At 71.5% G+C, this 19,470-nt stretch carries 17 protein-coding genes and 1 pseudogene; 11 read left to right on the top strand and 7 right to left on the bottom strand.

Annotated features, from left to right (window positions below):
- Positions 1–145 precede the first annotated feature (145 nt).
- From ACWC09_RS10980 to ACWC09_RS10995, 4 genes and pseudogenes are all read left to right on the top strand, one after another.
- Positions 146–544: a 6-pyruvoyl trahydropterin synthase family protein gene (locus tag ACWC09_RS10980; RefSeq protein WP_450850231.1), complete on the top strand. Its 399-nt coding sequence runs from the start codon at positions 146–148 to the stop codon at positions 542–544.
- The gene (locus ACWC09_RS10985; RefSeq protein ID WP_450850232.1) at positions 541–1,734 is read left to right on the top strand and encodes a glycosyltransferase family 4 protein; all 1,194 of its coding nucleotides are present in this window, start codon (positions 541–543) and stop codon (positions 1,732–1,734) included. Before ACWC09_RS10980 ends, ACWC09_RS10985 begins: the two co-directional genes overlap by 4 nt.
- Positions 1,731–2,765 (top strand): trans-aconitate methyltransferase, encoded by a 1,035-nt coding sequence (locus tag ACWC09_RS10990; protein WP_450850233.1) that lies wholly within the window; start codon positions 1,731–1,733, stop codon positions 2,763–2,765. The genes ACWC09_RS10985 and ACWC09_RS10990 overlap by 4 nt, the downstream gene beginning before the upstream one ends.
- A pseudogene (locus ACWC09_RS10995) lies at positions 2,762–3,928 on the top strand (lysylphosphatidylglycerol synthase transmembrane domain-containing protein); the annotation flags it as partial. The gene ACWC09_RS10990 and the pseudogene ACWC09_RS10995, both read left to right, overlap by 4 nt.
- Before the next feature lie 89 nt (positions 3,929–4,017).
- Here ACWC09_RS10995 and ACWC09_RS11000 read toward each other — a convergent pair.
- Positions 4,018–4,791 (bottom strand): creatininase family protein, encoded by a 774-nt coding sequence (locus ACWC09_RS11000; protein WP_450850234.1) that lies wholly within the window; start codon positions 4,789–4,791, stop codon positions 4,018–4,020.
- Positions 4,792–4,829: 38 nt separating this feature from the next.
- Here ACWC09_RS11000 and ribA point away from each other — a divergent pair, with 38 nt between their 5' ends.
- The 4 genes from ribA to ACWC09_RS11020 all read left to right on the top strand — a co-directional run bounded on the left by ribA (position 4,830) and on the right by ACWC09_RS11020 (position 8,910).
- On the top strand, positions 4,830–5,489 hold the full coding sequence (ribA, locus tag ACWC09_RS11005) for a GTP cyclohydrolase II (RefSeq protein ID WP_450850235.1): 660 nt from the start codon (positions 4,830–4,832) through the stop codon (positions 5,487–5,489).
- A 76-nt stretch (positions 5,490–5,565) separates the two neighbouring features.
- Complete coding sequence (locus ACWC09_RS11010) at positions 5,566–6,705, top strand: NAD(P)/FAD-dependent oxidoreductase (RefSeq protein WP_450850264.1); 1,140 nt, start codon at positions 5,566–5,568, stop codon at positions 6,703–6,705.
- Positions 6,702–7,763 (top strand): saccharopine dehydrogenase, encoded by a 1,062-nt coding sequence (locus ACWC09_RS11015; RefSeq protein WP_450850236.1) that lies wholly within the window; start codon positions 6,702–6,704, stop codon positions 7,761–7,763. Before ACWC09_RS11010 ends, ACWC09_RS11015 begins: the two co-directional genes overlap by 4 nt.
- Entirely contained in the window at positions 7,756–8,910 is a 1,155-nt protein-coding gene (locus ACWC09_RS11020; RefSeq protein ID WP_450850237.1) for a saccharopine dehydrogenase family protein, read from the top strand. Before ACWC09_RS11015 ends, ACWC09_RS11020 begins: the two co-directional genes overlap by 8 nt.
- A gap of 159 nt (positions 8,911–9,069) precedes the next feature.
- Here the strand turns inward: ACWC09_RS11020 and ACWC09_RS11025 are convergent, their stop codons facing one another.
- The 3 genes from ACWC09_RS11025 to ACWC09_RS11035 form a co-directional block, all read right to left on the bottom strand.
- The gene (locus ACWC09_RS11025; RefSeq protein WP_450850238.1) at positions 9,070–10,302 is read right to left on the bottom strand and encodes a serine hydrolase domain-containing protein; all 1,233 of its coding nucleotides are present in this window, start codon (positions 10,300–10,302) and stop codon (positions 9,070–9,072) included.
- Positions 10,303–10,366: 64 nt separating this feature from the next.
- Positions 10,367–11,881, bottom strand: a complete 1,515-nt coding sequence (locus tag ACWC09_RS11030; RefSeq protein ID WP_450850239.1) for an MFS transporter — start codon at positions 11,879–11,881, stop codon at positions 10,367–10,369.
- Entirely contained in the window at positions 11,878–12,453 is a 576-nt protein-coding gene (locus ACWC09_RS11035) for a TetR/AcrR family transcriptional regulator (RefSeq protein ID WP_450850240.1), read from the bottom strand. Before ACWC09_RS11035 ends, ACWC09_RS11030 begins: the two co-directional genes overlap by 4 nt.
- Positions 12,454–12,562: 109 nt before the next feature.
- On the opposite strand from ACWC09_RS11035, the gene ACWC09_RS11040 reads away from it, so the two are divergent.
- On the top strand, positions 12,563–13,000 hold the full coding sequence (locus ACWC09_RS11040; protein WP_450850241.1) for a PPOX class F420-dependent oxidoreductase: 438 nt from the start codon (positions 12,563–12,565) through the stop codon (positions 12,998–13,000).
- Positions 13,001–13,186: 186 nt separating this feature from the next.
- Positions 13,187–13,597: a VOC family protein gene (locus tag ACWC09_RS11045; protein ID WP_450850242.1), complete on the top strand. Its 411-nt coding sequence runs from the start codon at positions 13,187–13,189 to the stop codon at positions 13,595–13,597.
- 7 nt (positions 13,598–13,604) lie between these two features.
- Here ACWC09_RS11045 and ACWC09_RS11050 read toward each other — a convergent pair whose 3' ends face one another.
- Positions 13,605–15,968: an ATP-binding cassette domain-containing protein gene (locus ACWC09_RS11050; RefSeq protein ID WP_450850243.1), complete on the bottom strand. Its 2,364-nt coding sequence runs from the start codon at positions 15,966–15,968 to the stop codon at positions 13,605–13,607.
- Between the two features lie 121 nt (positions 15,969–16,089).
- Here ACWC09_RS11050 and ACWC09_RS11055 point away from each other — a divergent pair, with 121 nt between their 5' ends.
- Positions 16,090–16,413 (top strand): VOC family protein, encoded by a 324-nt coding sequence (locus tag ACWC09_RS11055; RefSeq protein ID WP_450850244.1) that lies wholly within the window; start codon positions 16,090–16,092, stop codon positions 16,411–16,413.
- A 758-nt stretch (positions 16,414–17,171) separates the two neighbouring features.
- Here ACWC09_RS11055 and ACWC09_RS11060 read toward each other — a convergent pair.
- Both ACWC09_RS11060 and ACWC09_RS11065 read right to left on the bottom strand, forming a co-directional pair.
- Positions 17,172–18,518, bottom strand: a complete 1,347-nt coding sequence (locus ACWC09_RS11060; RefSeq protein ID WP_450850245.1) for an MFS transporter — start codon at positions 18,516–18,518, stop codon at positions 17,172–17,174.
- A 233-nt stretch (positions 18,519–18,751) separates the two neighbouring features.
- Positions 18,752–19,417, bottom strand: coding sequence for a TetR/AcrR family transcriptional regulator (locus ACWC09_RS11065; protein WP_450850246.1), 666 nt, complete (start codon positions 19,415–19,417; stop codon positions 18,752–18,754).
- Positions 19,418–19,470: the final 53 nt, after the last annotated feature.

A 19,470-nucleotide genomic window follows, 5' to 3' on the forward strand; every position in this document is an offset into this window, starting at 1 on the left:
ACGACTTTCGGGAGGGCAAGACCGCCTGACCTGAGAAAAGAGTGAGAGGCGGCTGAACGCGGGGAAGCGAAGAGCCGTACTACACGGCATCCCCCGGCGGCCAACGGCCGGGGGACCAGACGCGCCGCACCTGGAGGGTCGTCCGTTGTTCAGTGTCACCGTCCGCGATCACATCATGATCGCCCACAGCTTCCGCGGTGAGGTCTTCGGACCCGCGCAGCGCCTGCACGGAGCGACGTTCCTGGTGGACGCCACATTCCGGCGCGAGCAGCTGGACGACGACAACATCGTCGTCGACATCGGACTGGCCACGCAGGAACTCGGCGCCGTGGTGAGCGAGTTGAACTACCGCAACCTCGACAACGAGCCCGAGTTCGCCGGGATCAACACCTCGACGGAGTTCCTGGCCAAGGTCATCGCCGACCGGCTCGCCGAGCGCATCGCGAAGGGCGCGCTCGGCGAGGGTGCCAAGGGCATCGCGGGCATCACCGTCACGCTGCACGAGTCGCACATCGCCTGGGCGAGTTACGAGCGTGCCCTGTGACCGACGTGACGCTGGAGAAGAAGGCGGGGAAGCGGGCACTCGACTATGTGCCCGTGCAGAACGCCCTCCTCAAGAACGCCGAGATCCTCCCCATGTCCCTGCGCTCCGTGCACTTCGTGATGCCGGGCGGCGTCGACGACCCGGCCGCCCCGAGCGGCGGCAACGCCTATGACCGGCGCGTGAGTCTGGACCTGCCCGGCTTCGGCTGGCAGGTGCACAAGCACGCCGTGAGCGGGGAGTGGCCCCGGCCGGGCATCGAGGCCCGCGCGGAACTCGCCCGTACGCTGCGGGAGTTGCCCGACGGAACCGTGGTGCTGCTGGACGGCCTGGTCGCCTGCGGCGTCCCGGAGATCGTCGTCCCGGAGACGGAGCGGCTGAACCTCGCCGTCCTCGTGCATCTTCCGCTCGGCGACGAGACGGGCCTCGAGCCCTCCGTGGCCGCCGAGTTGGACGCCAAGGAGCGTGACGTGCTGCGGGCCGTGCCCGCCGTCATCGCCACCAGCGACTGGGCCGTACGACGCCTGGTCTCGCACCACGGCCTCGCCCCCGAGCGCGTCCATGTCGCCGCCCCCGGCGCCGACATCGCGCCCCTCGCCTCCGGCACCGACGGTGTCTCCCGGCTGCTGTGCGTGGCCGCGGTGACACCGCGCAAGGGCCAGCACCGGCTGGTGCAGGCGCTGGCCGCGGCGGCCGATCTGCCGTGGAGCTGCTCTTGCGTCGGCGGGCTTGAGCAGGACCCCGAATACGTCGCCCATCTGCGGACGCTGATCGAGGAGAACGGTCTCGAGGACCGCATCCACCTGGTCGGCCCGCAGGCCGGCGCCGAGCTCGACGCCAGCTACAACACCGCCGACCTGATGGTCCTCACCTCCTACGCGGAGACGTACGGCATGGCGGTGACCGAGGCCCTCGCGCGCGGCATCCCGGTCCTCGCGACCGATGTCGGCGGCCTCCCCGAGGCGGTCGGACGCGCCCCCGACGGCGGTGTGCCCGGCATCCTCGTCCCGCCGGAGAACCCCGCCGCGCTCGCCGCCGAACTGCGCGGCTGGTTCGGCGAGGCCGACGTACGACGCCGGCTGAAGGCGGCCGCCCGGAGGCGGCGGTCCGCCCTGGACGGCTGGGCGACCACGGCCCGCAGCCTCGCCGGAGTACTGGGCCGGCTCCCGAGCGAACCCAGGAGGGCGGCATGAACAGGACGGCACAGGTCAGCGGGAAGATCCCGGCACAGCCGGGACCGAGGGAGGCGAACATGGGCTTGTCGACGGACTCCTCCACGCAGGTCGGCCCGCACGCAGCGGACCCGTCCGCGGACTCCGTGATCCCCGGCGCGGGGCCCGCCGGCCGCCCCGGCGAGCGGGCCACCGTACGACTGCGGGAGACCGGGCCGGACGAGCCGGCCCGTTACGCGCCGGAGTGGCTGGAGCTGCGTGAGCCCGCCGACGCCGCCGCCCGCTCGCACGACCTGCTCGACCCGCTGCGGATCCGGCTCGCCAACCTGCCGGGCAAGGCCGGTCTGGTCATCCACGACCTGGGGTGCGGCACCGGTTCGATGGGCCGCTGGCTCGCGCCCCACCTCGACGGCGCCCAGCACTGGGTCCTGCACGACCGCGACCCCTATCTGCTGCACTTCGCGGCCGTCGCCTCCCCTCGGGTCGCCGCCGACGGCAGCCGGGTCACCGTCGAGACCCGGCGCGGTGACATCGCCCGGCTCACCCCGGACGGGCTCGCCGGCGCCTCCCTGGTGACCGCCTCCGCACTCCTCGACGTCCTCACCCGCGAGGAGATCGAGACCCTCGCCGCCGCCTGCACGGGCGCCGGCTGCCCGGCGCTGCTGACCCTCTCGGTCGCGGGCCGCGTCGAACTCACCGCGTCCGACCCCATGGACGAGGAGATAGCCGAGGCCTTCAACGCCCACCAGCGGCGTGACGGACTGCTCGGCCCCGACTCGATCACCGTCGCCTGCGAGGCCTTCTCGGATCGGGGCGCCACGGTACGGGTCAACCCGAGCCCCTGGCGCCTGGGCCCCGGCGAGGCCGCGCTCACGGCCCAGTGGCTGCGCGGCTGGGTCGGCGCGGCCGTCGACCAGCGCCCCGAGCTCCAGGCCCGTGCAGAACGGTATCTGCGCGACCGCCTGGAGGCCTGCGAGGCCGGAGAGCTGCACGTCACGGTCCATCACAGCGACCTACTGGCGCTGTCGCGGCCGATGGGCGGGGCGTCATGAGCGTGGAGACGGCGGGGGCGGTCGTGGTGCGTGCCGACCGGCGCGGCGCCGTGCAGGCCGGGCAGGGCGCGGACGTCGAGTCCCGGACCCCGACGGGTGCGGCCGTCGGCCCCGCTGCGGTCGTGGTCGAGGTATGGACGGACGGGTCGGCCTGCCTCGCGGCGAGGGAGGAGGCTCTGCGGGCGCGGACCGATGTCCTCGGTCCCGCCGTCTCCCAGGACCGTATCGGCGTGATCGTCTCCTCCGCGCGGCCCGCGCCCGACGCCCCCTGGTGGCGCCGGGTCCTGACACGCCTCAACTCCCGTGCGGTACGCACCCACTTCGGCACCGTCGCCGGTGTCGTCATCCTCGGCGCGCTGCTGTGGCGGCTGGGGACCGGTGTGCTGCTCGACGGGCTGCGGCGGATCGATGCGACGACCCTCGTGGTGGCGCTCCTGATCGGTATCGCCACCACCGTGCTCAGCGCGTGGCGCTGGGCGCTGGTGGCCCGGGGGCTGAAGATCCGGCTGCCGCTCGGGGCGGCCACCGCCGACTACTACCGGGCGCTGTTCCTGAACGCCGCCCTCCCAGGCGGTGTCCTCGGCGATGTGCACCGGGCGGTGCGGCACGGACAGAGCGCCGGTGACATGGGCCGCGGTGTGCGGTCGGTCGTGCTCGAACGGGTCGCCGGGCAGGTCGCGTTGGCGGTCGTGGGCGGAACCGTGCTGCTGACCATGCCGTCACCGGTGCTGAGCGAGGCCCGGCACTTCGCTCCGCTGGTCGCGCTCGCCGCCGTCGGCGCCCTTGCCGTCGTCGTCGCCGTACGCATGAACCGGCCGACTCCGTCCCGTCGCGGACGGGCCCTGCGCGCCACGCTCGCCGAGGCCCGCGAGGGGCTGCTGTCCCGCCGCAACTGGCCGGGCGTCAGCGTCTCTTCGCTGCTCGTCCTGGCCGGTCACATCGGGATGTTCGTGCTCGCCGCCCGCGTGGCCGGCTCCGGCGCCTCCGTCGCCGTACTGATGCCGCTGGCCGTGCTGGCGCTGCTCGCCATGGGAGTGCCGCTGAACGTCGGCGGGTTCGGGCCCCGCGAGGGCGCCACCGCCTGGGCGTTCGGCGCGGCCGGGCTCGGCGCGAGCAGCGGGGTGGCCGTCGCCGTCGTGTACGGCGTGCTCAGCTTCGTCGCCGCGTTGCCGGGCGCCGTCGTCCTGGTCGCCCGCTGGTACGGGGGCCTCCGGGCGGGTTCCGAACAGGCCCCGGAACCCGCCGCCGACGACTATGCGCGCCCGTCCTGCGAGCCTTCCGAGGTGAGCAGCGAGAAATACGCACCGAAGGAATCCGCGAGGCTCGCGAGCAGTTCCTTCCCCTTTTCCGAGGAACCCAGCGAAGGCCGTCCGATGACGCCCGAATCGGTATAGCCGGACATACCGAGGGTGAGCAGATGGCGACGGTCGTCCGCGACGAAATCGGAGGTCTCATAACCAGGCTTCAGCAATTCGGGGTGCGTGTGCAGAAGGATGGAGGTCTCGATTTCTCCCGCGTGCATGTCGGTGAGCAGCGAGGTGGCCACCCCCGCCCGCCGCAGCGCCGCTTCCCAGTCCTCCGCGGCCGGGAAGAGTGCCATGCGCTCGCCGCGGGCGGAGGATTCCTGAACGACGTTGCCCAGTACGTAGTTTCCGCCGTGTCCGTTGACCACCACCAGGGCGTCGACACCGCTGCGGCGGAGCGAGGCCGCGATGTCCGACACCACCGCATGAAGGGTCACGGAGGAGATGCTGACGGTACCGGGCCAGGCCGCGTGCTCGTGCGAGCAGGAGACCGTCACCGGCGGAAGGAGGTGCACCGGGTACGCCGCGGCGATCTCCCGGGCCACGGCACAGGCGACCAGCGTGTCGGTCGCCAGCGGAAGAAACGGACCGTGTTGTTCGAAGCTTCCCACCGGAAGGACGGCGACCTGTGTTGAGACACCCGCCGCCCTGGTGCGTACCTCTTCCGTAGTGTCCGCCGGCACCAGTCCATATGCCGCCGTACGCGCGCCCGAACCACTCATTTCTCCACGGCCTTTCGTCTCTGCTTAGGAATCAGATCATGACAGACAACATCGGCGTACTCGGCAAGAAGACCGTCAAGCGCACCGGCGTGGAACGCGTCGTGAATGCACCGCTGCCCACGGTGTACGGGCAATTCCGGGCGGTCGGCTACATGGACCACGATCGTGGTGACGAACAAGTAGCCCTGGTCCACGGTGAGATCGGTACGGACGACGTGCTGACCCGGTTGCATTCCGAGTGCCTGACGGGTGACGCGTTCGGCTCCCAGCACTGCGAGTGCGGCGATCAGCTGGCCTCCGCGCTGAAGGCGGTGGTCGCCGAAGGAAGTGGCATCGTCGTGTACTTGAGGGGCCACGAGGGGCGTGGCATCGGGCTGCTCGCCAAGCTGCGCGCGATGGCCCTGCAGGCGGAGGGCCTGGACACCGTCGAGGCCAACCTCGCCCTCGGACTTCCGGTGGACGCCCGCGACTACGGCGTCGCCGCCAACATCCTCCAGGACCTCGGCGTGAACTCCGTACGCCTGCTGTCCAACAACCCGCGCAAGCGCGAGGCGTTGGTGCGGCACGGCATCCAGGTCGCCGAGACGGTGCCGCTGCTGATACCGCCGTGCGAGAGCAACATCACCTACCTGCGCACCAAGCGCGAGCGGCTCGACCATGTGCTGCCGCACCTGGACGCCGTGGCGCACCTGTCCTGAACATGCGATTACGGGCCCGGGAGTACGGACAGGAACAGGGGACGACCCGACACCCCTGGGAGGCTCGCCCGTGAACATGCAGGCCAGTGCCGTCGTCATCGGCGGTGGGGTGATGGGCGCGAGCATCGCCTACCACCTCGCCGCCGCGGGTGTCCGCGACGTGATCCTCGTGGAACGCGACGAGCTCGCCTCGGGGTCGACGTCGAAGGCGGCGGGCGGGGTGCGGGCGCAGTTCTCCGACGAGCTGAACATCCAGCTCGGTGCGCGCAGTCTGGAGGCGTTCGGCCGCTTCCAGGAGGAGACGGGGTACGACATCGGGCTGCACCGCGTCGGCTATCTCTTCCTCCTGTCGACGCCGCAGGAGGTCGCCTCCTTCGAGGAGAGCGTGCGGCTGCAGAACTCGCTCGGCGTGCCCAGCCGCATGATCACGCCGAAGGAGGCCCACAGGCTCTCCCCGCTGATCAGCACCGACGGCCTGCTCGCCGCGGCCTTCTCGCCGGACGACGGCCACTGCACCCCCGAGGCCGTCGTCCACGGCTACGCCTCCGCCGCCCGCGCCCTCGGCGCCCGGATCCTGCGGCACACCGAGGTCACCGGCATCGAGCTGCACGGCGAGCAGATCACCGCCGTCTCGACGACCCTCGGCCGGATCGCCACGAACACGGTGATCTGCGCGGCCGGCCCCTGGTCGAAGGCGGTCGGCGCGATGGCGGGCGTGGACCTGCCGGTGGTGCCGCTGCGCCGACAGATCGCGTTCACGGAACCGGTCGCCGGGCTGCGCCCCGACCTCCCCATGACCATCGACTTCACCACCAGCCTCTACTTCCACGCCGAGGGCCCCGGTCTCCTCCTCGGCATGTCCGACCCCGACGAGCGGCCCGGCTTCGCCACCGACCCCCACGACCGCTGGATCCCCGCCCTGTACGCGGCCATGGAGCAGCGCGCCCCCGCCCTGCTCGACCTGCGCCGCACGGGCGGCTGGGCGGGCCTCTACGAGATCACGCCCGACCACAACGCCCTGATCGGCGAGGCGAGTTCGGTCTCCCGGTTCCTCTACGCCACCGGCTTCTCCGGGCACGGCTTCCTGCAGGGGCCGGCCGTCGGCGAGGTGATCCGCGACCTGTACCTGGGCCGCGTACCCTTCGTGGACGTCAGCCCCTTGAGCGCCGGCCGGTTCGCGGCCGACGCCCCGCGCCCGGAGGCCAACCTCGTATGACAGAGCTCCACCTGTGGCTCCGCCACGAGCCCCGTACGACCGAACGCCGCACACCGATCGTCCCGTCCGACGCCCGGCGGCTCGTCGACAGCGGGGTGAGGCTGACGGTGGAGGAGTCCCCCCAGCGGATCTTCCCGGTCGAGGAGTACGAGGCGGCGGGCTGCGGCGTCGTGCCCGCGGGGACGTGGGTGTCGGCGCCGGGCGACGCCGTGATCCTCGGCCTGAAGGAACTCCCGGACGAGCCGGGCGAGTTGCCGCACCGGCACATCTTCTTCGGGCACGCCTACAAGCGGCAGCCGGGCGCGGAGGCTCTGCTGCGGCGGTTCGCCGCGGGCGGCGGTTCGCTCCTCGACCTGGAGTACCTGGTCGACGACGACGGCCGCCGTCTCGCCGCGTTCGGGTTCTGGGCCGGATACCTGGGCGCCGCGCTGGCCGTGCAGCAGCACCGGGGAAGGCTGGTCGCGCCCCTGGTGCCGGGGTCGAAGGAGGAGCTCGACGCGGTGCTTCAACCGGTCGCCGGGGACGAGGAGTTCACGGCTCTGGTGATCGGCGCTCTGGGCCGCAGCGGCCGGGGCGCGCGCGTGGCCTTCCATACGGCCGGGATCGAGCCGACCTGCTGGGACCTCGCCGAGACGCGAGACCTGGACCGCGGGGCCCTGCTCGCCCACGACGTCATGGTGAACTCCGTCCTCGCCACCACACCCGTCCCGCCCTTCCTGCGCGAGGAGGACCTCGACGACCCGGCCCGCCGCCTGCGCACGCTGTGCGACGTGACGTGCGACGTCGGCTCGCCCCTCAACGTCCTGCCGGTCTACGACCGCACCACGGAGTGGGACGACCCGGTGCGCCGTCTGCGCAAGGAACCGCCGCTGGACCTGATCGCCATCGACAACCTGCCGTCGCTCCTCCCACGGGAGTCCAGCACCGACTTCTCCGCCGCGCTGGTGCTTCAGCTGCTGGAGTTCGGGGTCGGCGGGGCGTGGGGGCGCTGTCTGGACCGTTTCCATCAGGCGTGCCGCGAACTCGGCGTCGTAGAAGGGGAGTTCGGTGATGTCTGAGCGCGTTCCCGCCACCGGCACGGTCCACTGGATCGGCGCGGGGCTGTCCACGGGCAGCGGTCTGGGCCGGCTGTGCGAGACGGCCGACCGGGTCCGTCTGTGGCACCGCACCGCGCAGCGTGCCACCGACGCCCTGGCCCACCTGGGCCTCACCGGACGCGCCGAGCCCCGTGCCTACACGCTCCCGGCGCTCGCCGCCGAACTGGCCCCGGGCGACGTCGTCGTATCGATGCTGCCGGCGCCGGAGCACGCCGGCATCCTGGCCGCCTGTGTCACGTCCGGCGCCCACTTCGCGTGCTCCAGCTATGTCTCGGACCCGGTTCTCGAACAAGTCCCGCAGGCCGAGAAGGCAGGCCTGGTCGTCCTCACGGAGGCGGGCCTCGACCCGGGCATCGACCACCTCTTCGCGCACAGCCTGGTGGCCAGGGCCCGGGAGGCGATCGGCGACGACACGACAGCCTCGTACACCTTCACTTCCTACTGCGGCGGCATCCCCGCCGTCCCGAACGACTTCAAGTACCGCTTCAGCTGGGCCCCGGCCGGTGTCCTGAACGCCCTGCGCTCACCGGCCCGGTACATCGAGAACGCCACGGAGACGACGGCGGACCGCCCGTGGGAGGTCACCCGCCTCCACACCCTGGACGGCCAGACCTTCGAGGTCTACCCGAACCGCGACAGCGTCCCCTTCGTCGAGCAGTACGAACTCCCGTCCACCTGGCAGGCACGCTCCTTCGTCCGCGGCACCCTGCGACTGGAGGGCTGGCTGCGGGCGTGGGAGGCGGTGTTCGAGGAGCTGAAGGCGGGTGACGACGCCCGCATCACCGCGCTGGCCCAGGAGCTGGCGACCCGCTATCCGACCACGGAGGCGGACCGCGACCGGGTCGTCCTCGCGGTGTCACTGGATGTGCGGGGCGAGGACCGGAGCTGGTCGGGGAGCTGTCTCCTCGACCTGGTCGGCGACGCGGAGGAGAGCGCCATGGCCCGCTGCGTCTCCCGCCCCCTGGCCCTCGCCGTCGGCCACGTCCTGGACGGCAGCCTGCCGCCGGGGCTGAACAGGGCGGCGGAGACGGCGGCGCGGTCGGAGGAGTGGCTGGGTGAACTGAGCCGGGAGGGGCTGGAGTTCACCCTGCGCGTCGACCCGCACTGACCTCGGCCGCAAGGACAAGAACGTGCACCCGCACGCGGGTCGTCACCTTCCGCGTCGAGCAGGGAAACGTGCGCGGAGTCAGGTGCCCGACGAAGGCGTCCTCGTGGCCTGTGATGCCCCAGGCGTTGGTGATTCCCGCGGGCGGGACGGTCGCCGGCTTCAGTCGGTGATCGCCTCGTGGACTAGGCGCCTGAGGTCCGGGACGATCTTCAGGGAGGTCTTCGGGCGGAGTTGGGTCATGAACTGGACCGTCAGGTCGTGGGTGGGGTCGACCCAGAAGGTGGTGGTGGCGGCTCCGCTCCAGCCGTAGGTACCGAGGCCCGTCGGGGCCAGGGTGCGTTCGGGGTCGATGACGACCGAGACGCCGAGGCCGAAGCCGACGCCGTCGTTGTTCGGCTCGTCGTGGGACGGGCGGCTGCCGAAGCCGCGGAGGTCGGCGTTGTCGGGGAGGTGGTTGCGGGTCATCAGGTCCACTGTGGAGGGGGAGAGGAGGCGGGTGCCGTCCCACTCGCCTCGGCGGCGCAGCAACTCCATGAAGCGGTGCATGTCGTGGGCCGACGCCACCATGCCGCCGCTGCCGGACAGGAAACGGGGGCGTCCGCCGCGCAGGGGCAGGCCCGGGGTCGGTTCGATGCCGCCGGAGTCCGTCTCGCCGTACAACTCCGAGAGCCGGGGGGCCTGTTCGTCGGTGACCCAGAAGCCGGCGTCGGTCATGCCGAGGGGGAGGAGGATGCGTTCGGTGATGAAGGTGTCGAGCGGCTTGCCGGTGACGACCTCGATGACTCTGCCGAGGACATTGGTGGAGACCGAGTAGTTCCACTGTGTGCCCGGCTCGAACTGGAGCGGCAGGCTCGCGTAGACGTCGACCGTCTCGGCCAGGGTCGTGCCCGGGACGACCGAGGACTCCAGGTTGGCCGCGCGGTAGAGGGCGTCCACGGGGTGGGAGTGGTAGAACGCGAAGGTCAGGCCCGAGGTGTGGGTCAACAGGTGCCTGATGAGGAGGGGTTCGCGGGCCGGGCGGGTGTGGATGTCGGTGGCCGTGCCGCTCTCGTACACCTGCGGGTCGCTGAAGGCCGGGAGGTGGCGGGCGACCGGGTCGTCCAGCGACAGGCGGCCCTCCTCGACGAGCATGAGCGCGGCCACCGAGGTGACGGGCTTCGTCATGGAGTAGATCCGCCAGAGGGTGTCGGGCTCGACGGGCAGCCCGGCCGCGACATCCCGCCGGCCCATCGTGGTGAGGTGGGCGACGCGTCCGCCGCGGGCCACGGCCACCAGGTAGCCGGGCACGCGGCCCTCGTCGACGTAGTGGGCCAGGTGCTGGTCGAGGCGGTCCAACGCCTTCACGTCCAGCCCGACCTCACTGGGATCGACCTCTTGTCGCAGCTGTGCCATCGCTCTCCTCCGAATGCGCTCGTCGAGGTGCGATGCGAATGTCCCGCCGCATCGGCCTCAGACCTCATCGTCGCTCAGGAATGCGCGGAAGGTCCTCCGCTTGACCGGGAATGATCGCCGCGGAGGAAGGTTTCGGCAGAGCTGTGGCCACCAATGCCCCCACCCCGGCCATGGCCGCGAGTACGAGCAGCGGCAGTTCCGCGCCGCCGCCCCCGTGCAGCCCCATGAGCGTCGTCGCCACGGCCACGCCCAGCACCGGCCCGACGTTCATCGCGGTCTGCTTCAGCCCGCCCGCCACCCCGGCCGACTCGACGGGCGACTGCCGTACGACGACATGGGTGGCCGCCACCATCACGGTGCCGAACCCGGCGCCCAGCAGCCCGAATCCGATGCAGAAGGCGACGGTTCCGGAGGCCCGGCTCAGCACCAGGATCCCGGCGGCGAGGACGGCCATCGCGGCGACCGTCGTACGCCGGGCCCCGATCCGGCGCAGCAGCACCGCGCAGCAGGGAGCCGCGAGGATCATCAGCGCCGCCAGTGGCAGGCTGAGCAGGGCCATGTGCAGGGGGTCCATGCCGAGCGTGTTCTGCAGCAGGAAGGTGGCGGTGAACAGGGTGCCCTGCAGCGCGGCCGACGCGGCGACCAGGATGCCGATCGCCCGGCCGACGCCCGCCGAGCCGAGAACTCCGGGCGGCACCAGGGGGCCGGCGCTGCGCCGCTCGTGGCGCACGAAGGCGACTCCGGCGACCACGGCCACGGCCGGCGCGAAGGCGCTCGCCGTGTTCCAGCCGCGGCCGGGCAGGGCGACGAGGGTGTGGACCAGGCAGGCCAGGGTCAGCGCGAGCAGGAGGGCGCCGGGGAGGTCCAGGCCGACGGGGTGGGGCGGGCGGGCGTCGGCGACCCCACGGCGTCGCTCGGGCCGGGACTGGTGGGAGCCGGGCCCGCCGCGCATCGGTCGCGCGGGGAGGCGGGGGCTGTGGCCGGTGGTCCCGGGTGTGTCGAGGGCCGCCGACTGCGGGCGCGTTCCGCCGGCGCGGAGGGTGAGTGCGAGGGTGCCCAGGGTCAGCGCCGGTGCCACGTTCAGGAAGAAGGCCGCTCGCCAGCCCGGTCCGGACACCAGTGCCCCGCCCAGCACGGGCCCGGCCGCGGCCGCCAGCCCGATCGCGCTGGTCCGCACCGCGATGGGCATCCGGAGGCGGTCCGGCGGGAACGCGGCCCGCAGCATCCCCAGCGTGGCCGGCTGCAACAGAGCGCCGAACACGCCCTGGACGACCCGTAGTCCGACCACCCAGCCGATCCCGGGTGCCACTCCGATACCGGCCGAGGTCGCTCCGAAGCCCAACATGCCGATGGCGAAAACCCGTTGGTGTCCGTACCGGTCCCCGAGCCGCCCCGAGAACACCAACAGGCCCGCCACCGCGATGAGATACCCCGTGCTGGTCCACTGGACCTGGGCGAAGGAGGCGTCCAGGTCGCGCTGGAGCGTGGGCTGGGCGACCGAGAGCACCGTGCCGTCCAGGGCGACGACCACTGCCCCGACCACACTGCTCGCGAGCGTCAGCGTCCGGTGCGGGGTCATGTTGCGGGCCCCAGGTGCGCCTCCAGGGCCGATCGCAGCAGAGGTACGAAGTCCTCCGCGCCCGTGGCGAGTCGGAGGCTGCCCCAGTTCCACAGCTGGGCGACGCCGTGCAGGTTCGCCCACAGCGCGCCCGCGACGAGCCGGGCGTCCAGGTCGGGGCGGGCCCGGCCGACCAGCTCCACCAGACGGCCGAACAGCGGCAGGCTGGTGTCCCGCAGACCCAGGTGGCCGCTCTCCAGCAGGTCGTGACGGAACATCAACTCGTACATACCGCGGTGGTCGAGGGCGAACTCCAGATACACGCGGGCCAGCTCCGCGACCTGCTCGCGCGGGGCCGCCGTACCGTCGCCGACCGCCGCTGTCGCCCGCTCGCCCAGCTCGGCGAAGCCACGCCGGGCGATGGCCGACAGCAGCTCCACATGGGTGGGGAAGTAGCGGCGCGGTGCCCCGTGCGAGACGCCCGCCCGGCGTGCGATCTCCCGCAGGGTCAGCGCCTGGGCGCCCTCCACGGCGACCAGCTCCACACCGACGTCGATCAGCCGGGTCCGCAGCCCCGTCTCCGATTCATGCATAGACACTGTCTACCAAGTCGGCGTAGACACTGTCTACCCAGGGTGGGACGACAGAGGTGAGGGGAGAAGCGGCGGGAATGGGGGGAGGGGCCCCCGAGTTCTCAAGGGTATGACTCAGGACACACTGCTCGAACTGCTCTCCGACCACCGCGGTGGCGTGCTGGTCACGCTCAAGCGCGACGGCCGCCCCCAGCTGTCGAACGTCAGCCACCACTACGACCCGGACGAGCGGATCATCCGGATCTCGATCACGGACGACCGGGCCAAGACCCGCAATCTGCGCCGGGACCCACGGGCCTCGTACCACGTCTCCAGCCCCGACCGGTGGGCCTACACGGTCGTCGAGGGCACCGCCGACCTCTCGCCCGTCGCCAAGGACCCGCACGACGACACCGTCGAGGAGCTGATCCGTCTGTACCGCGGCGTCCTGGGCGAGCATTCCGACTGGGACGACTACCGCGCCGCGATGGTCCGCGACGGGAGGCTGGTGCTGCGCCTGAAGGTGGAGCGGGCGTACGGCATTCCGAAGGGGGCCAACCGGGGCTGACTTCGCTGATGGCCCGTCACCTGACCTGCTTCCGGAACCGACCGGCGCCCGTGTCCCCCGGCCCCCGCCAGGCCCTCGGTCGGGAAGGTCCTAGGGCTGGGGGCGCAGGGCGGACGGCCGATGGTTCGGTGACCCGGGGGTGCCTAGGCTGCCGAAGACGAATCAGCAGCTCGGGAAAGGGCGTCCATGCCTGTCAACGGCCGTAGCCACCTTCGTATCGCCCGTCCGTCCCGTGACCTTGCCGCCGCCGAGCGGTTCTGGGTGGAGGGGCTGGGGCTGAGTGTCGTCTGGCGGACGGAGGGCGGGGGCGAGCCCGGTGAGCATGATCTGCTGATGGTGGGCTGGCCGGACGCGGCGTGGCATCTGGAGCTGGTTCACGGGGCCGGCGCGCCTGTCGAGCCCCGGCCCACCGAGGAGGACCTGTTGGTGGTCTACGTCGACGGGCCGGTGCCGCAGGAGCTTGTCGCCAGGCTGGAGGAGCATGGCGGTAAGCGGGTTTCCTCTCCCAACCCCTACTGGAATCGCTGGGGGGTCACGATCGAGGACCCGGACGGGTATCGGTTCGTGCTGTGCGAGCGGGGTTGGTCCAACCAGTGATCCGCACTCATCCGACGTAAGCCGCCAAGTGCTCGCCCGTCAGCGTCGATCGGGCCGCGACCAGATCCCTCGGCGTCCCCTCGAACACGACCCGCCCGCCCTCGTGGCCCGCCCCCGGTCCCAGGTCGATGATCCAGTCCGCGTGGGCCATCACCGCCTGGTGGTGCTCCACGACGATGACCGACTTGCCGGCGTCCACCAGGCGGTCCAGCAGGGCGAGGAGTTGTTCGACGTCGGCGAGGTGCAGGCCGGCCGTCGGCTCGTCGAGGACGTAGACGCCGCCCTTGTCGGCCATGTGCGTGGCCAGCTTGAGGCGCTGGCGTTCCCCGCCGGAGAGGGTGGTGAGGGGCTGGCCGAGGGTGAGGTAGCCGAGGCCGACGTCGGCGAGGCGCTGGAGGATCCGGTGGGCGGCCGGGGTGCGCGCCTCGCCGGTGGCGAAGAACTCCTCGGCCTCCGCGACGGGCATGGCCAGCACCTCGCTGATGTCCCGGCCGTCGAAGCGGTACTCCAGCACCGAGGCGTCGAACCGCTTGCCCTCGCAGTCCCCGCAGGTGCTGGACACACCCGCCATCATGCCCAGGTCGGTGTAGATGACGCCCGCGCCGTTGCAGGTCGGGCAGGCGCCCTCGGAGTTGGCGCTGAACAGGGCCGGCTTCACTCCGTTGGCCTTGGCGAAGGCGCTGCGGATCGGGTCGAGGAGGCCGGTGTACGTCGCCGGGTTGCTGCGTCTCGAACCGCGGATCGGGCTCTGGTCGACCGAGACGACGCCCGTGTCGGCCGGGACCGAGCCGTGGACGAGGGAGCTCTTGCCGGAGCCCGCGACGCCCGTCACCACGCACAGCACCCCCAGCGGGATGTCGACGTCGACGTCCCGGAGGTTGTGGGCCGACGCGCCGCGGATCTCCAGGGTGCCGGTCGGCTCGCGGACCGTGTCCTTGAGGCCGGCCCGGTCGCCCAGGTGGCGGCCGGTGATCGTGCCGGAGCTCCGGAGTCCGTCCACCGAGCCCTCGTAGCAGACCGTGCCGCCCGCCGTGCCTGCGCCGGGACCGAGGTCGACCACATGGTCGGCGATCGCGATGACCTCCGGTTTGTGCTCCACGACCAGGACCGTGTTGCCCTTGTCGCGCAGGCGCAGCAGCAGGTCGTTCATGCGCTGGATGTCGTGCGGGTGCAGGCCGATGGTCGGCTCGTCGAAGACGTACGTGACATCGGTCAGGGAGGAGCCGAGGTGGCGGATCATCTTGACGCGCTGTGCCTCGCCGCCCGAGAGGGTGCCCGCGGGGCGGTCGAGGGAGAGGTAGCCGAGCCCGATCTCGGAGAAGGAGTCGAGGGTGTGCTGGAGGGCGGTGAGGAGGGGGGCCACCGAGGGCTCCTCGAGGCCGCGGACCCAGTCGGCCAGGTCCCGGATCTCCATCGCGCAGGCGTCCGCGATCGAGATCTTCCCGATCTTCGAGGAGCGGGCGTGCTCGGCGAGCCGGGTGCCGTCGCACTCCGCACAGGTCGTGAAGGCGACGGCACGCTCCACGAACGCCCGGATGTGCGGCTGCATCGCCTCCTTGTCCTTGGCGAGCATCGACTTCTGGATGCGCGGGATCAGACCCTCGTAGGTCATGTTGATGCCGGCGATCTTCATCCGGGTCGGCTCGTGGTGCAGCAGGTCGTGGAGTTCCTTCTTGGTGAACCTGCGGATCGGCTTGTCCGGGTCGAAGAACCCGGACTCCGCGTACAGCCGGGAGTTCCAGCCGCCGCCGGTGTACCCGGGGATGGTGAAGGCACCCTCGTTGATCGACTTGGTGTCGTCGTAGAGCTGGGTCACATCGAGGTCGGAGACCGCCCCGCGGCCCTCGCAGCGCGGGCACATGCCGCCGACCTTGTTGAAGGTGACCTTCTGCCGGGCCCCGGTGCCCACCTTGATCGCACCGGACGCCGAGACCGAGGGCACGTTGAAGGCGAAGGCGCCGGGCGGGCCGACGTAGGGCCTGCCCAGGCGGCTGAACAGGATGCGGAGCATCGCGTTGGCGTCGGTGGCGGTGCCCACGGTGGAGCGCGGGTCGGCGCCCATCCGCTGCTGGTCGACGCTGATCGCGGTGGTCAGACCGTCCAGGACGTCGACCTCGGGGCGGGCCAGCGTGGGCATGAAGCCCTGTACGAAGGCGCTGTAGGTCTCGTTGATCAGCCGCTGCGACTCCGCGGCGATGGTGTCGAACACCAGCGAGCTCTTGCCGGAGCCGGAGACGCCGGTGAACACGGTCAGCCGGCGCTTGGGGAGCTCGACGCTGACGTCCTTGAGGTTGTTCTCGCGGGCGCCGTGCACACGGATCAGGTCGTGGCTGTCGGCAGCGTGCTGCGAAGGGGTCGGGACCTTGCTCATCGTCTCTCCGTCCGTAGCGCCGGTACGCCCGTGACGGTCAGGCTAGGCGAGGCCCGGTGCCGATGCTTCTCCATTCCTGACGCGAGTGCGTAGTCTCCATCGTGTGATCAATGGTGCACACATGGTGATCTACTCCCGCGACGCCGAGGCGGACCGCGCGTTCCTGAGGGACGTCCTCGGCTGGTCGCACGTCGACGCCGGACACGGCTGGCTGATCTTCAAGGCGCCGCCCGCCGAGGTCGCGTTCCATCCGACCGACGGCGAGCCGTCGCACGAACTGATGCTGATGTGCGACGACCTGGACCGGACGATGGTCGAACTCACCGATCAGGGCGTGGAGTTCACGCGCCCCGTGCAGGACGAGCGCTGGGGCCGGGTGACGGCCTTCCGGCTGCCGGGCGGCGGCGAGATCGGCGTGTACGAGCCCCGTCACCCGCGAGCGTAGGCCGGACCGACTCGACAGGCCATGCACTCGACGACCTTGGTCGGGCGCGTGGGGCGGTAGGTGGGCTGGTCGTGCAGCGAGACAGGCCGGCGAGCGCACGGCCGTCGGGCAGGAAGCCGTGCCGGAGCGGCACGCCGTCCCGGTCGGCCGCGGCCGACGCGTCCCGTACGGCGCCGTCCGCCGCGCCGATCACCTCGACGCGCAGGGCCGGTGCGAGCAGCGCCGCCGTCCCGATGACGGTCGGCGCACAGCGCACCGCGACAACTGGCCCAGATGGACGGCGCGTTCATGGCCCGGCGGCGTCGTTGGCACGTCCGGTGCGGTCGCGAGGCTCGGGACGACCAGGTGGCGGTGCGGCGGAAGCGGTCCTGGCGGGCGTCCTCGGCGAGCAGCAGCCGTGGATGGCGCTCGACCGGCCCTTCGGCGGCGCGCACCCCGAGCCGCAGCGGCGCCCCGCAGGGCGCGCGGCAGTAGGGCCTGTTGTGAAATTCCCGTCGTCCGCCCGTAGGGCGGGCCCTGCGGCGTCCGGCGCGTGCTCTCGGCGTGCCCGGTGCAGGCCCTCGTACTGGATGTACTTGGGCTTGTGCCCGGTGCGTCGAGAGCGCGTGCCGGGCGCCGCGGGGCAGGCGGGACTTGCGCAACAGGCCCCAGCGGGGCGTACGGCCCGTCGTCGGTCATGTGTCCCGGGCGGAAACCGCCGGGCACCGGAGCCTGTGCGGCGTCCGGTGCCCGGGGGTGCTGGTGGGTCGGCCCGGCGGTTACGCCGTCACCGTCTCCCGCTGGGACGACTCCCGGGCCCCGCGCTCGCCCAGGTGTTCCGTCGGGATCTTCACCGTCTCGCGGGCCGAGAGGGCGGCGAGGGTCGGTGGGACGCAGAGGGCCGCGGTGAAGAGGGCCACGGCCGACCAGTCGTTGCCGTCGGGGCCCGCGATCTGGGCGGCGAAGGTGACCGCGAAGCCGGCCACGGCGAAGCCGATCTGGGTGCCGATGGCCATGCCGGACAGCCGGACACGGGTGGAGAACATCTCGCCGTAGAAGGACGGCCAGACACCGTTCGCGGCGCTGTAGACGACACCGAAGGCGACGATGCCGAGGATCAGGATCAGCGCGTAGTCACCGGTCGAGATCGCCCAGAGGTACCCGAACATCGCCACCGCGCTGCCGACCGCGCCGATCAGATACACGGGACGCCGGCCGATACGGTCCGACAGAGTCGCCCACAGCGGGATCGCGGCGAGGGCGACGAGGTTCGCCAGGGCGCCCACCCACAGCATCGAGGAGCGGGACATGCCGACGGAGTCACTGGTGGCGTAGGCCAGCGCCCACACCGTGAAGATCGTGGAGACCGAGGCGATCAGCGCACCCGCGATCACCCGCAGGACATCCGCCCAGTGCTCGCGCATGAGGACCACCAGCGGCAGCCTCACGATGCCCTCGGAGGAGGCCGCCTGCTGGGCGAAGGCCGGTGTCTCCGCCAGCCTGCGGCGGATGATGTAACCCACGACCGCGACGATGACGCTCGCCCAGAACGGGACGCGCCAGCCCCAGGACATCAGCTGGTCGTCGGGAAGCTGGGCGACGGCCAGGAAGACCAGGGTGGCGATGAGTTGGCCGCCCTGGGTGCCGCTGAGCGTGAAGCTGGTGAAGAAGCCGCGCCGGTGTGGTGGCGCGTGTTCCAGCGTCATGGAGTTGGCGCTGGCCTGCTCGCCGGCTGCCGAGATGCCCTGCAGCACACGGCACAGCACGAGCAGGACCGGTGCGAGCGTGCCGACCTGGTGGCGGGTGGGCAGACAGCCGATCAGGAACGTCGAGACGCCCATCAGGATCAGCGTGAAGACCATGATCTTCTTGCGGCCGACCTTGTCGCCGAAGTGGCCGAGGAAGAGCGCGCCGACCGGCCGGGCCGCGTAGGCGACACCGAACGTGGCCAGCGACAGCAGGGTCGCGGTGGCGGGGTCGGACTCGTCGAAGAACACCTTCGGGAAGATCAGCGCGGCCGCGCTGCCGTAGATGAAGAAGTCGTAGTACTCCAGGGCGCTGCCGATCCAGGCGGCAGTGGCCGCCTTCTTCGGCTGCCCGACGGCTTCGGCGGGGACGGAGGACACGGCGTTGCTCCTTCGGGGGAACTCCAGCGTAGGTGGAGTGAGCGGAGAGGGGAGGTGCCGGAACCCTGGGGTGGCGGGACGGCCGTGCCGGGTGCTACCCGGCTAATTAACGCACTGGATAGTTAGTAGCGGTTGTCCAGGGATGTTGCGCTCACGTTTCCCGGGTGTCAAGGGGTGTCGTCGAAGGATCTTGCGGTGTTTCGATCTGCGGTCTGCTGCCGGTCGCCAGGTGGTCAGTCGTCCGCGCGGTCCGCCGTCAGATACGCGATCACCATGTCGCCCAGCATGGTCCGGTAGTGCTCGCGCTGGGCCGGGTCCACCAGGTCGCGGCCGAACAGGGCGCCGAAGGTGTGCCGGTTGGCGACCCGGAAGAAGCAGAAGGAGCTGATCATCGCGTGCAGGTCGACGGCGTCGACATCGGCCGTGAACAGGCCGGACTCGCGTCCGACCGTCAGGATCCGGCGGATCACGTCCAGCGCCGGCGAGCCCATCCTGCCGAGCTTCTCCGAGGCGACGATGTGCTCGGCCTCGTGGATGTTCTCGATGCTGACCAGGCGGATGAAGTCCGGGTGCTGCTCATGGTGGTCGAAGGTCAGCTCGGCCAGCCGCCGGATGGCCGCGACGGGGTCGAGGTGGTCGACGTCCAGCTCCTGCTCGGCCTCGCGGATCACGCCGTACGCCCGCTCCAGGACGGCCGTGAACAGCTGCTCCTTGCCGCCGAAGTAGTAGTAGATCATCCGCTTCGTGGTGCGGGTGCGGGCGGCGATCTCGTCCACCCGGGCCCCCGCGAAGCCCGCCCGGGCGAACTCGTGGGTCGCCACGTCGAGGATCTCGGCCTGCGTGCGTGCGGCGTCGCGGATGCGTCCGCTTGGCCGTGCCGGTTCTTCGACGCTGGTCATCGGGTTCCTTACGGGCGAGGGGCCGGTGTCGCAGATTGTAGAAGAGGGCTTCC

The organism is Streptomyces sp. NPDC001617, from assembly GCF_053596855.1.